The following is a 12,517-nucleotide window of genomic DNA, read 5'->3' as shown; positions in this document are numbered from 1 at the left end:
GAATGTGTTTCCTGCAGCGTCCCGGCTGCGGTCAGATGAATTGGAGTTGGCCGTGAGACCGTTCAGACCCGCGGGCGGTTGCGGAATTGTTCGACAAGGTGGGCATGACGATCCGCCCCTGCCGCCACCAGCAACCCATGGGTCACCTCCCGGCGATTATAGAGGATCGGATCGCCGGAAAGCTCGGTCATCCTACCATTCGCTTCGTGCACGATCAAATCGGCCGCCGCGAGGTCCCAGTCCCGGCTCTGCCCGCCGGCGAAGGCCGCATCCAGCCGGCCGTTGGCCACCCAGCACAGGCGCAGCGCCAGCGAGCCGATTCGCGGATACAGCGTGATGTCCTCGGCGGGGGCGGCAAGGCGCTGCACCAGCGGCTTCGGCCCGGCGATGCGGGGAAAGTGCGTGTCGATGCCCGGCGTGGCGCGAATCGGCCGATCGTTGCAACGGGCGCCCTGGCCGCGCACGGCGAAGAAGAACTCGTCGGTGGCCGGCGCAAAGACCGCGGCCAGCAGCGGCGTGGCATCCTCCACCAGCGCCACGCTGACGCACCAGTCCTCGCGGCCGGCGAGATAGCCGCGGGTGCCGTCGATGGGATCGATGATCCAGGTCAGCTTGCGGCCAAGCCGCGACTCGTTGTCGGCGCTCTCTTCCGACAGCCAGCCGTAATCCGGCGTCGCCGCCTTGAGCCGGCTCTCGATCAGGTCGTTGACCGCGATGTCGGCTTCCGAGACCGGCGAGGATTCGCCCTTGGTCCACATCTTCAATTCGGTGCGGAACATGGCCAGCCCGAGCGCGCCGGCCTGGCGCACCGTGTCGGCGAGCAGTGCGGCGTCGCTCGCCAGCGTGGTGTCGCGCCCAAGCGTGGCGCTAGCGTCCGGCAATCGTCAGTCCCTCGATGCGCACCGTGGGCGCGTTGACGCCGTAGCGGAAGGTGAGGTCGTTGGCGGGAGTGAGCGACTTGAACATTTCCAAGAGATGGCCGGCGATGGTGATCTCGCTCACCGCAAAGGTGATCTCGCCGTTCTCGATCCAGAACCCGGCGGCGCCGCGGCTGTAGTCGCCGGTGACGCCGTTGACGCCGGAGCCGATCAGGTCGGTGACGTAGAAGCCGACCTTGATGTCGGCGATCAGTTCGGCCGGCGTCGCGCTGCCGGCTTCCAGATGCAGGTTGTAGGGGCCGGGGAGGGCGACGACGACACGCCGCGATGGGCGTGGCCGGTGGTGATCATGCCCAATTCGCGCGCGGTGGCGCAGTCGAGCAGCCAGGTGGTCAGCACGCCCGCATCGATGATCGCGGTTTTCTTCACCGCCACGCCTTCGGCATCGAATGATTGCGAGCGCAGGCCGCGCACGCGCAAGGGATCGTCGATAATGCGGATGTCGTTCTTGAACAGCTGCTTGCCGAGGCTGTCCTTGAGGAAGCTGGTTTTTCGCGCGATGGAGGCGCCATTCACCGCGCCGACCACGTGGCCGACCAGCGAGTTGGAGACGCGCGGATCGAACACCACCGGCACCTTGCAGGTGGCGACCTTGCGCGGATTGGCGCGCGCCACCGCGCGCTCGCCGGCCAATCTGCCGACCTTGTCCGGCGATTCCAGATCCGAGGCATGCATCGCCGACGTGTAGTCGTAGTCGCGCTCCATTTTGGTGCCGTCGCCGACGATGGCGGTCATCGAGATGCCCTGGCTGGAGCGCAGGTACGATCCGTGAAAGCCGGTGGACGTCACCAGCACCATGCCGCCGATGCCGGTGGACGCCGAGGCGCCGCCGGACTTGGTCACGCCCTTGACGGCCATCGCGGCTTCTTCCGCCGCGACCGCGCGACGCTCCAGCTCGCCGACCGACGGCGTCACGGGATCGAGCAGATCGAGATCGGGAAAATCGCGCGCCAGCAAAGCGGGATCGGCGAGGCCGACATAGGCATCGTCGGGCGCGACGCGGGCCATCGCCACCGCGCGCTCGGCAAGTTGCATCACATTGTCGCCGGACACATCGTTGGTGGAGATCACCGCCTGGCGGCGGCCGACCAGCACGCGCAGGCCGACATCGTCGCCTTCGGAACGCTCGGACGCTTCGACCTTGCCGTCGCGAATCTCGACGCCGTGCGACACGCCGCGCACCGCGACCGCATCGGCCGCATCGGCGCCGGCGCGCTTCGCGGCCTCGACCAGACGCTGCGCCAGCGCGGAGAGCGCGGACTGGTCGAACAGGTCGGATGAGTCGGATTTCAGTGCAGACGGATGTGGTGAAGACTTCACGAACAAATTCCCAACACTTGAAGGAAGGCCGGACGGCGGGGATGAACCCATCAGATGTGCCTATTTTACGCGGACTTCAAGCATGCCGGGCCGATAAAGCGAAGAATTGTCGGGCGCGCAGCAAGGTCTCGTCAATCATCTCCGCCAAGCTTCTGTCAAGCATGCGCGGCGGTGGTAGATGATTAACCAGCCTTTTTAAGCGATTCCGGAAGCCGCTCTGGCAAGCTCCTCCCATCGACCGGGACAATAATTCCGGCGGGGAGATAAAAATTGGGACGTCAAACAGCAACAGCCGGGAGCGATCCCGCAGGGTCGAGCCGAGCGATACGGCTCGACCCTCACTCGCTACCTGTCAGCTTCGAGGCGCACGACCAGCGCGCCGACGGCAGCGTCAGGCATATTGAACTTCATCGCGAACGCGTCATCCTGCGTCGTGCCATCAGAGGCATGCGCATGGCGGTCAACGTTCGCGTCAGCGACTTCCTCGGCGTGGCCGTGCGCGGCCTCGACGATGCCAAGATGCTGGTGCTCGCGCATCGCGATCCGGCGCTGTCGATTCCGTTGTGCGTCAGTTCCGACCGCGTCGAGATCGACACCGCCTGGCAGATGTGGAGCGCGATCTTCGCGTTGCCGCAGCTGCCGGAAGAGGTGGTGCGCGAACCCGCGCAGCGTCGCCGACGCCACAATGCGATCCGCGCGCGTCGCCCGAAATTCCTGGTGCGACGTCGCGCCGGCGGACTGCTTGGCGAAGCCGGCACATACCGCGGCGAACGCGAGATCATCGCGAGGGATTGAGAAGTGTCGTTGTCGGATGGGTAGAGGACCGGCGCGCGTAGCGCGGCGGTGCGAAACCCATCGCCCTGTCCCACACGCTCTACGTCATCCCCGCCGAAACGCGATTGCGTTTCGGCGGGGATGACGGTTGCGTTTGTGGGGCGATGGGTCTCGCAGAGAGATCAACCCATCTGATGAACACCTAAAAAAGCGACCCCTGATCGATCTTCGGTGCCGTGCGCTTCGGCGTCGGCTTGGCCACCGCCGAGCGGTCGCCATCGGCCGTCGCGCCGACACGTCCGTCAGCGAATTCGATATTGAGGCGCGCGCCGGGGCCGATATTGGCGGCGGCATGCACGGCCGCACCGTGCTCATCCCGCACCAGCGCAAAGCCGCGCGCCAGCACGCCGCGATAGGACAGCGCGCCGAGCAATTGGCCGGAGGCCAGCACGCGGGCCAGCTGGCGCTGGATCAGGGTGGTCAGCGCGCGATGCGCGCGCTCCGACAGGCGCAAGGTGCGTTCGCGCTCCCGGGCGATGGCGTTGCGCTGCGCCTGGGCATTGGCGGATTTCGAGGCCTGCAGCCGGATCGACAGGCCGGCAAAACGCTCGCGGCGCTGACGCAAGGCGGCGCGGGCCGACAGCGTCAATCGCTCGCCGGATACCGTGAAGCGATGCGTCGCCTGGGCGATCTGTGCGCGCAGCACGCGCAATGTCAGGCCGGCCGAGGCCTGCGCGAAGCGGCGGTGATGCGAACTGGTATTGGCCTTTAACGCGCGCGGCAGGCCGCTTGTCGCGCCGTCGAGCCGCTGCCGCGGGATCGCCAGCAGGCCGCTCAGCGTCGGCAATGCGCGCGCCGCGGCGCGCAGCTCGTTGCGGCGGGACTCCTGGGCGCGCTGCCAGCACAGCATCATGCGGCGCGCATAGGCCTGTACCTCGACGAACAGCTCGGCGCGCACCGGCACCGCCATTTCAGCGGCGGCGGTCGGCGTCGGCGCGCGCTTGTCACTGGCGAAATCGATCAGCGTGATGTCGGTCTCGTGGCCGACCGCCGAGATCAGCGGGATCATGCTCTCGGCGGTGGCGCGCACCACGATCTCCTCGTTGAACGACCACAGGTCCTCCAGCGAGCCGCCGCCGCGCGCGACGATCAGCAGATCCGGTCGCGGGATTTTGCCGCCTTCGGGCAGCGCGTTGAAGCCACGGATCGCGGCAGCAACCTGTTCGGCCGAGCCTTCGCCCTGCACCTTGACCGGCCATACCAGGACGCGTCGCGGGAACCGGTCGGCGAGCCGGTGCAGAATGTCGCGAATGACCGCGCCGGTCGGTGAGGTCACCACGCCGATCACCTCGGGCAGCCACGGCAGCAACTGCTTGCGGCTCTCGTCGAACAGGCCCTCGGCGCCAAGCTTGCGCTTGCGCTCTTCCATCAGCGCCATCAGCGCGCCGACCCCGGCGGGCTCGATGGCGTCGATGACGATCTGGTACTTCGACGAGCCGGGATAGGTGGTCAGCTTGCCGGTGGCGATGACCTCGAGGCCCTCCTGCGGCTTGAACCGCATGCGGCCGTGGACGCCCTTCCAGATCACCGCCTCGATCTTGGCGCCCTCGTCCTTGAGGGCGAAATAGCAGTGGCCGGAGGAATGCGGGCCGCGAAAGCCGGAGATCTCGCCGCGCACCCGGACATTGCCATAGGCGTCCTCCACCGTCCGCTTGAGCGCCGAGGACAGCTCGGTGACGGTGAATTCGCTGGAATTTGAAAGACTTGCGGCGACGGGCGGCTTTGGCATCGATTCTCGGCTCTCGGCTGTATCCGCAAGGTAGGGAGTTTGCAGCGGGAACGCCAATCGGAACTTGCATATCAGATTACTCTGTAATACAGAGTTATCTGTTGACTTAACCCTTCTGGGAGACGTGCCATGGTCAGGACGATTTTTTCCTTTGTTTTCCGCGTCTTCCGGTCGGCGATGGTCGTCACGGGCCTCGCCACACTGGTTCTGGCGGGCCTGATCGCCACGCCGTTGCAGCAGCCGCCCGAGCTGAAGTCGATTTCCGGCGCCCGTAAGCTGGTGGATTATTCCGGCCTGCCGGCGCTGGAACGCTTCGAGGGCGCTGACGGCACCTCGCTGGCCTACCGGCATTATCGTCCGGCGCAGGCGACTACCGATCGCATCGCCATCCTGGTGCACGGCTCGTCGGGATCGAGCGGCGGCACCATTCACGCGCTGTCGTCGGCGCTGCAGCAGCGTGGCGTGCAGACCTATGCGGTCGACATTCGCGGCCACGGCGCGTCCGGAACGCGGGGCGATATCGGCTATGTCGGCCAGCTCGAGGACGACCTGGCCCGCCTCGTCGCCGTGATCAGGCGCGACAACCCGACGGCGCCGCTGACGCTGATCGGCCATTCCTCCGGAGGCGGCTTCGCGCTGCGGATCGCGGGCTCCCCGATCCAGAATCTGTTCGACCGCACCATCCTGCTGGCGCCCTATCTCGGCTACGACGCGCCGACCAACAAGCCGGACGGCGGCTGGGCCCGCGCGGATGTCCCGCGCATCATCGGACTGCTGGCGCTGAGCAAGCTCGGCATCACCTGCTGCGACCACCTGCCGGTGGTGGCCTTCGCCGTGCCGCCGGGTTCCACGAACAGGCTGGTGGCGACCTACAGCGAAAGGCTGCGCAGCAATTTCGGCACTCACAGCGACTTCCGCACCGACCTCTCTGCGGCCAGCAAACCCATCACCGTCTTGTCGGGTACCGACGACGAACTGATGGAATCCGGCAAGTACGAAGCGGCGCTGCGCAGCGTATCGCCGTCCATCAAGGTTCGCTTGCTTGACGGCATCGACCACATGGGCATTGTCGCGGATTCCCGCGCGGTGTCGGTGATCGCCGACGAGGTCGTCAAATCCGAGGTGAGCACGCGATGAGCATCGATCTCCACGAGGCTGCCGCCGCGCTGCATGATATCGACGACATCGTCCAGCGCGTCAAACGGTCCCGCAGCTATCAGCTCGCCAGCCTGATGCTGATGCTATGGGGACCGCTCATAGCGCTGGGTTACGCGGTGTCGTGGGCATGGCCGCGTTATGCCGGTTATGGCTGGGTGCTGATCGATCTCATCGGCGTCGCCGGCTCCTACGCCATCAGTGCGCGCGGTCGCGCCAGCGACGGCACACATCGCTTCGATGGCCGCATGTTCGTGGCCCTCGTGCTGTTCTTCGGCTTCGGCCTGTTGTGGAGCATCGGCATCGTGCATTTCACGCCGCGCCAGTTGGGCGCGTTCTGGCCGATCTATTTCATGCTGGTCTACAGCATCGCCGGGCTGTGGCTCGGCGCGGCCTTCGTCGCCATCGGCCTCGGCATCACCGCGCTGACGCTGGTGGGATATTTCTTCGCCGGCCCCTGGTTCGAACTGTGGATGGCGGTGGTCAACGGTGGCGGGCTGCTGCTCGGCGGCTTCTGGATGCGGCGGAACTGACATGGCCGAGCTTGACGAGATCATTCACCAGCCGCTGCGGCTCAAGATCATGGCGGCGCTGAACGCGCTGCCGGACGGGCAGGGGATGGATTTCCCCGCCTGAAGAAACTGACCGGCGCCACCGACGGTAATCTGGGCGCGCATATCGAGACGCTGTCGAAGGCTGGCTATGTCGGCGTCGACAAGGCCTTCGTCGGCAAGAGGCCGCAGACCACGGTGACTGCGACGGCGGCGGGGCGCGGCGCCTTCGCCCGCCATGTGGCGACGCTGCGCGAGATCATCGCGGGGGCTGGGGGCTAAAACTGTCATTCCGAGTTCGCGCGGGGCTGGCGCCGCGCACACCCCGGAATGACAGGGCGCGTGTTGCAGCCCCCGCCGTCCGCGGCTAAACCCTGCGCTTCCTCGCGCAAACCAGTCTGGCTGCATCCCATGAACATTCTTCTTCTCGGTTCCGGCGGGCGCGAACATGCGCTGGCGTGGAAGATCGCGGCGTCGCCGCTGCTGACCAGGCTCTGGTGCGTGCCGGGCAATGCCGGCATCGCGAAAGAGGCCGAGTGCGTGGCGCTGGATATCACCGACCATGCCGCAGTGATCGCCTTCGCCAAGGCTAATGCGGTGGATTTCGTGGTGGTTGGGCCGGACGCGCCGATCGCCGCGGGGATGGTCGACGATCTCAACGCCGCCGGCTTCAAGGCGTTCGGCCCGACCAAAGCCGCCGGCCAGCTCGAGAGCTCGAAAAGCTTCACCAAGGCGCTGTGCCGGGACAACAACATTCCGACCGCGGCCTATGGCCACTTCCACAGCGCCGATGAAGCGAAGGCCTATATCCGCAAGCAGGGCGCGCCGATCGTGGTCAAGGCCGACGGTCTCGCCGCCGGCAAGGGCGTGGTGGTCGCGATGACCGAGGCCGAGGCGCTGGATGCCGTCGACATGATGTTTTCAGGCGGCTTCGGCGAGGCCGGCGCGGAAGTGGTGGTCGAGGAATTCATGCAGGGCGAGGAGGCCTCGTTCTTCGCGCTGTGCGACGGCGAGCACGCGCTGGAGCTTGCCACCGCGCAGGACCACAAGCGCGCCTTCGACGGCGACAAGGGGCCCAATACCGGCGGCATGGGCGCCTATTCGCCGGCGCCTGTGATGACCGAGGCGCTGCGCGCACAGGTGATGGAGGAGATGATCAAGCCGACCCTGCGCGCGCTGAGCGCCATGGGCACGCCCTACAAGGGCGTGCTCTACGCCGGCGTCATGGTCACCGCGCAGGGCCCGAAGCTGGTGGAATACAATGCCCGCTTCGGCGATCCGGAATGCCAGGTGCTGATGATCAGGATGATGTCGGATCTTCTGCCGGCGCTGATCGCCTGCGCCGATGGGCAGCTGAAGAATTTCAGCCTGCGGTGGTTCGACGACGTGGCGCTGACGGTGATCATGGCGACCAAGGGCTATCCCGGCGACTACGGCAAGGGCTCCGAAATCCGCGGTCTCGCCGCCGCTGCTGCCATCGAAGGCGTGGAGATTTTTCACGCCGGGACCAAGGCCGATAACGACAGGATTTTGGCCAACGGTGGGCGCGTGCTCAACATCTGCGCGTCCGGCAAGACCGTGCGCGAGGCGCAGCAGAAGGCCTATGCGGCCGTGGACCTGATCGACTGGCCGGAAGGCTTCTGCCGCCGCGATATCGGCTGGCAGGCGGTGGCGCGGGAAGCGAAGGGTTAGAGATGCACGGCGTCTTCGCCCCAGGTGCCGTTGTCGTCCCCGCGCATGCGAGGACCCAGTAAACACAGGCGCTGGTGATTACTGGGTCGCCCGGTCCTGGCGCGCAATTGCGCGCCGGCCGGGCGATGACAGTTGAGCGCGGGGCAGTCGCGCCAAACGCCCCTATCGCCTTGCCTTGAAAAATTCCCGCAGCATTGTCGCCGATTCCTGTTCTCCCACCGCCGAATAGACCTCCGGCGCATGGTGGCATGTCGGCGACGCGAAGAAGCGCACGCCGGAATCGACCCCGCCGCCTTTCGGATCCATGGCGCCGAAATATAGCCGGCGGATCCGCGCGAAGGAGATCGCCGCGGCGCACATGGTGCAGGGCTCCAGCGTCACATAGAGATCGCAGTCGGTCAGGCGTTCGCTGCCGAGCAGGCGCGCGGCGTCGCGGATGGCGAGGATTTCGGCGTGGGCGGTGGGATCGCGGTCGGTCAGGGTGCGGTTGCCGGCCGAGGCGATCACGGCATTATCGCGCACGATCACGGCGCCAATCGGCACTTCGCCGGCTTTTGCGGCGTTTTCGGCCGCTTTCAGCGCCAAATCCATGAAAGAGGGTGCGTTCATGCCTCGTATCACATCGAAAACTCTGCTAGGGAGTGCATTCAGCAAAGTGGATACCGGTTTTGCGTGACAATGCGCCCCAAGGTTGAGCGCGCAATGTCGAGTGCGAATCCATCTGCACCGCTCAACCCCATTCAGCCTCAGCTGCAGTGAGACCCTTCATGCCCCGCGACAACGACAGAAGCAACGGCCCCTCGCGCGGCCGACCGCCCGGCGGCAAGGGCGGCGGCACCGGACCGAGCAAGGGCCGCTCCGGCGCCGCCCGCGGCCCCGACAAGAAATTCGCCAAGCGCGACGGCACCTATGCGCCCAAGCCCCACGATGCCGGCGGCAGCGAGCGCAAGACCTACGGCGCAAAACCCTATTCCGGTCCGGGCAAGCCCTATGCCGGCAAGCGCGAAGGCGCGCCGCCGCGCCGCGACGACGATCGCGCCCCGCGCCGCGACTACGGCGACGCGCCGCGTCCGCGCTTCAACAAGGACGAGCGCCCGGCGCGCAGCTTTGGCGGCGACCGCCCGCAGCGCAGCAGTGGCGGAGATCGTCCGGATCGCGGCCCGCGCAAGGAGTTTTCCCCGCGCAGCGGCGGTGGCGCGAAGCGCCCGTACCAGTCGCGCGATGGCGGCGGCGAGAAGCGTCCGTACACGCCGCGGGAAGGCGGCGGTGAGAAGCGGCCCTATACGCCGCGTGGCGATGCGCCGCGCGGCGAGCGTCCGAGCTTCAAGCGCGACGATGCGCGCAATGAGGGCCGTCCGGCGGCGCGTTTCTCCGACAAGAAGTTTGGCGACAAGAAGCCTTATTCCGCGCGCGATGGTGGTGGCGACAAGCGGCCCTATACGCCGCGCAGCGATGGTGATCGGCCGCGTCCGTCGGGCGATCGCCCGTACAGTGCTCGTCCGTCGCGCGACGGCGATCGTCCGTTCAGCGGCGGGCCGAAGAAATTCGGCGACAAGAAGTTTTCCCGCGGTGCGCCGGACCGTGGCGGTCCGCGCAAGAGCTTTTCGGACCGTGGCGATCGCGGCGAGAGCCGAGGCCCGGATCGCGGCGAGTCCAAGCCGTGGCAAAAGCGCGAGGAGGGCGGCCGCGATGCGCGTCCGGCGCGCGATGGCGCCCGCAGCTTCGACAAGCCGCGCTCTGACCGGCCGCGTGAGGATCGTCCCGCTGGCGACCGTCCGCGCTTCGAGCGTCCGCGCGAGGAGCGTCCAAATTCGACCGGCCGCGCGAGCGTCCGAGCAATGATTTTCACGAGCATCCGCGCAACAACAGCGGCCTTGAGCGTCCGCGCCGCGAGAACGAGGATGACAGCCGCATCTTCGCCAAGCGTCCGGCCTTCGGCGGTCGTGGCGACTATCGCGAGCGCAAGCCCGAAGAGCGCCGTCCGCCACGCCCGCCCGCGCCGAAGAAGGCCGGCGAGCGCGTGGCAAAAGTGGTGTCGCGCGCGGGCCTGTGCTCGCGCCGGGATGCCGAGGAATGGGTCACCCAGGGCCGCGTCGCGGTCAACGGCCGTATCATCAATTCGCCGGCGCTCGATGTGACCAACCGCGACGTCATCACCGTCGACGGCAAGCCGTTGCCGGCGCCGGAGCGCACGCGGCTGTTCATGTATCACAAGCCGCGCGGCCTGATGACCACCCATGCCGATCCCGAGGGACGGCCGACGGTGTTCGACCATCTGCCGGAGCATCTGCCGCGGCTGATCTCCATCGGCCGACTCGATTTCAACACCGAAGGCCTGTTGCTGTTGACCAATGACGGCGGCCTCGCGCGTACGCTGGAATTGCCCGACACCGGCTGGCTGCGCCGCTACCGCGTCCGCGCCCATGGCGATGTCACCCAAAGCCAGCTCGATCAGCTCAAGCACGGCGTCGAGGTCGACGGCGTCAAGTACGGCTCCATCGACGCCAAGCTGGAACGCGACCAGGGCGCCAACGTGTGGCTGGTGTTCGCGATCCGCGAAGGCAAGAACCGCGAAGTGCGTAACGTGCTGGCGCATCTCGGCCTCGAGGTGAATCGCCTGATCCGGATTTCTTACGGCCCGTTCCAGCTCGGCGAGCTGGAAGAAGGCGGCGTCGAGGAAGTCAAAACCCGGGTGCTGCGCGAGCAGCTCGGCGAGAAGATTGCGGAAGCCTCCGGCGCCGATTTTGCGCGGCAGATTCCCAGCAAGGGCGATCCGTCGGACGATCCGATCATCGTCAAGAAGCCGGAGTTCAAGCGCTCCACCGTGGAGGACCGCAAGGGCCGCCGCGTGCTGGTGCAGCGCACCGGAAGCGACGAATCGCGGGCGCGCAACGAGGAAGAAGCCTCGGGCTACGGTCCGCCGAAGCGCCCCAAGCGCGGCTATCACGGCAAGCGCGATCTGAAGCCGCGCGACGAGTGAGCTGGCTGCGTGATGTCGATGCGATCGATTTTTTGTAGCGCTCCGACCGCAATGTCCCCTCCCCTTGCGGGGGAGGGTCAGGAGAGGGGTGAGCCACAAGCGACATCGCCCGCGGCTCCCCTCTCCCGTCTGCGCTGCGCGCAGCCACCCTCCCCGCAAGGGGGAGGGGACCAAAACATGCAGGCCGCGGCTTTGTTACCAACGATGCGAGCCCTCTAATGCGCGTCGTTGGCGGGCGGCTGAAGGGCCGCAACATTGCGTCACCGCAGACCCAGGCGATCCGCCCCACGGCGGACCGGCTGCGCGAGGCGCTGTTCAACATCCTGATCCATGCCTACGACAATCCGGTGCTCGACGCCCGCGTGCTCGACCTGTTCGCCGGCACCGGCGCGCTCGGTATCGAGGCGGTGTCGCGCGGCGCCGGCTTCACGCTGTTCGTCGACAACGGTGCCGAGGCGCGCGCGCTGTTGCGCAACAATGTCGAGGCGCTCGGCCTCGGCGGTGTGACCAAAGTGTATCGCCGCGACGCCGCCGATCTCGGGCCGGCGCATCCGGTCGAGCCGTTCAGCCTCGTGTTTCTCGATCCGCCCTATCGCATGAAGCTCGCCGAGAAGGCGCTGGCGTCCTTGCGAGACGGCGGCTGGCTGACGCCGGACGCGCTACTGGTGGTCGAGGAGCACAAGGCCGCCGGCTTCGTCGCGCCGGACCGCTTCGAAGAACTCGAACGCCGCGCCTATGACGACACCGAGTTCACGTTTTTGAGGTTTGCCAATACGTAGATCGTAGGATGGGCAGAGCGCAGCGAAACCCATCTTCTCCTGGTGCTCGCTACTGATGGGTTTCGCTGCGCTCTACCCATCCTACAAGAAACGTTGAGGAGAGCTTGATGTCCGTCACGCCGAACTACACTTGGGATCATGTCCATATCCGCACGCCGAATGTCGAAGCCACCGCGCAGTGGTTTGCCGACATGCTCGGCGCCGAGATCGTGCGTGCCCCGGGCCGCGTCAATATCAAGCTGGGCGGCGCCATGATCTTCCTCGCGCCGGTCACGCCCGACATGGGCGTCAATCCGCCGCCGGTGACGCCGTATCAGGGGCTGGATCATTTCGGGCTGAGCGTGACCGATATCGACGCGGTCGCGGCCTCGTTGAAGGCCAAAGGCGTCGAGTTCACCAAGGAGCCGTTCACGCTCAATCCAGGGGTGCGCATCTGCTTCATCCGCGCGCCGCAGGGCGTGTCGATCGAATTGCTGGAGCGCAACGAGAAGTATCAGTGAGCGTTGGGGGACGCGCCTGCCTCACACAGGCTGCCATGC

General features: G+C 66.7%; 9 protein-coding genes and 3 pseudogenes. 8 read left to right on the top strand and 4 right to left on the bottom strand.

Annotated features, from left to right (window positions below):
* Positions 1 to 62: 62 nt before the first annotated feature.
* Together ONR75_RS26405 and ONR75_RS26400 are read right to left on the bottom strand one after the other, a co-directional pair.
* Positions 63 to 881, bottom strand: a complete 819-nt coding sequence (locus ONR75_RS26405; RefSeq protein ID WP_265079855.1) for a 3'(2'),5'-bisphosphate nucleotidase CysQ — start codon at positions 879 to 881, stop codon at positions 63 to 65.
* Positions 868 to 2,258, bottom strand: a pseudogene (locus tag ONR75_RS26400) (TldD/PmbA family protein). Before ONR75_RS26400 ends, ONR75_RS26405 begins: the two are co-directional and overlap by 14 nt.
* 270 nt (positions 2,259 to 2,528) lie before the next feature.
* On the opposite strand from ONR75_RS26400, the gene ONR75_RS26395 reads away from it, so the two are divergent.
* Positions 2,529 to 3,053 (top strand): DUF6101 family protein, encoded by a 525-nt coding sequence (locus ONR75_RS26395; protein ID WP_265079854.1) that lies wholly within the window; start codon positions 2,529 to 2,531, stop codon positions 3,051 to 3,053.
* 181 nt (positions 3,054 to 3,234) lie between these two features.
* On the opposite strand, the gene xseA is transcribed toward ONR75_RS26395, so the two are convergent.
* Positions 3,235 to 4,821, bottom strand: a complete 1,587-nt coding sequence (gene xseA, locus ONR75_RS26390; RefSeq protein WP_265079853.1) for an exodeoxyribonuclease VII large subunit — start codon at positions 4,819 to 4,821, stop codon at positions 3,235 to 3,237.
* 129 nt (positions 4,822 to 4,950) lie between these two features.
* On the opposite strand from xseA, the gene ONR75_RS26385 reads away from it, so the two are divergent.
* The 4 genes and pseudogenes from ONR75_RS26385 to purD all read left to right on the top strand — a co-directional run bounded on the left by ONR75_RS26385 (position 4,951) and on the right by purD (position 8,219).
* Complete coding sequence (locus ONR75_RS26385; RefSeq protein WP_265079852.1) at positions 4,951 to 5,958, top strand: alpha/beta hydrolase; 1,008 nt, start codon at positions 4,951 to 4,953, stop codon at positions 5,956 to 5,958.
* Positions 5,955 to 6,509 (top strand): hypothetical protein, encoded by a 555-nt coding sequence (locus ONR75_RS26380; RefSeq protein WP_265079851.1) that lies wholly within the window; start codon positions 5,955 to 5,957, stop codon positions 6,507 to 6,509. Before ONR75_RS26385 ends, ONR75_RS26380 begins: the two co-directional genes overlap by 4 nt.
* 1 nt (position 6,510) lies before the next feature.
* Positions 6,511 to 6,809: pseudogene (locus ONR75_RS26375) on the top strand (winged helix-turn-helix domain-containing protein).
* Positions 6,810 to 6,938: 129 nt separating this feature from the next.
* Positions 6,939 to 8,219, top strand: a complete 1,281-nt coding sequence (gene purD / locus ONR75_RS26370) for a phosphoribosylamine--glycine ligase (protein WP_265079850.1) — start codon at positions 6,939 to 6,941, stop codon at positions 8,217 to 8,219.
* Positions 8,220 to 8,381: 162 nt separating this feature from the next.
* On the opposite strand, the gene ONR75_RS26365 is transcribed toward purD, so the two are convergent.
* On the bottom strand, positions 8,382 to 8,828 hold the full coding sequence (locus tag ONR75_RS26365; protein WP_265079849.1) for a nucleoside deaminase: 447 nt from the start codon (positions 8,826 to 8,828) through the stop codon (positions 8,382 to 8,384).
* Between the two features lie 158 nt (positions 8,829 to 8,986).
* On the opposite strand from ONR75_RS26365, the pseudogene ONR75_RS26360 reads away from it, so the two are divergent.
* The 3 genes and pseudogenes from ONR75_RS26360 (at position 8,987) to ONR75_RS26350 (ending at position 12,478) form a co-directional block, all read left to right on the top strand.
* Positions 8,987 to 11,199: pseudogene (locus ONR75_RS26360) on the top strand (pseudouridine synthase).
* Between the two features lie 218 nt (positions 11,200 to 11,417).
* Positions 11,418 to 11,978, top strand: a complete 561-nt coding sequence (rsmD, locus tag ONR75_RS26355) for a 16S rRNA (guanine(966)-N(2))-methyltransferase RsmD (RefSeq protein WP_265079848.1) — start codon at positions 11,418 to 11,420, stop codon at positions 11,976 to 11,978.
* A 107-nt stretch (positions 11,979 to 12,085) separates the two neighbouring features.
* Complete coding sequence (locus tag ONR75_RS26350; protein ID WP_265079847.1) at positions 12,086 to 12,478, top strand: VOC family protein; 393 nt, start codon at positions 12,086 to 12,088, stop codon at positions 12,476 to 12,478.
* Positions 12,479 to 12,517 lie beyond the last annotated feature (39 nt).

Source organism: Rhodopseudomonas sp. P2A-2r, assembly GCF_026015985.1.
Lineage (GTDB): Bacteria > Pseudomonadota > Alphaproteobacteria > Rhizobiales > Xanthobacteraceae > Tardiphaga.
This window is presented reverse-complemented; position numbering and strand designations above follow the sequence as displayed.

What these genes read in the sequence shown, in the direction of transcription:
- xseA (WP_265079853.1), bottom strand. Translation starts at nt 4,821, where the DNA reads ATGCCAAAGCCGCCCGTCGCCGCAAGTCTTTCAAATTCCAGCGAATTC.
- ONR75_RS26350 (WP_265079847.1), top strand. Translation starts at nt 12,086, where the DNA reads ATGTCCGTCACGCCGAACTACACTTGGGATCATGTCCATATCCGCACG.
- ONR75_RS26385 (WP_265079852.1), top strand. Translation starts at nt 4,951, where the DNA reads ATGGTCAGGACGATTTTTTCCTTTGTTTTCCGCGTCTTCCGGTCGGCG.
- purD (WP_265079850.1), top strand. Translation starts at nt 6,939, where the DNA reads ATGAACATTCTTCTTCTCGGTTCCGGCGGGCGCGAACATGCGCTGGCG.
- ONR75_RS26365 (WP_265079849.1), bottom strand. Translation starts at nt 8,828, where the DNA reads ATGAACGCACCCTCTTTCATGGATTTGGCGCTGAAAGCGGCCGAAAAC.
- rsmD (WP_265079848.1), top strand. Translation starts at nt 11,418, where the DNA reads ATGCGCGTCGTTGGCGGGCGGCTGAAGGGCCGCAACATTGCGTCACCG.
- ONR75_RS26380 (WP_265079851.1), top strand. Translation starts at nt 5,955, where the DNA reads ATGAGCATCGATCTCCACGAGGCTGCCGCCGCGCTGCATGATATCGAC.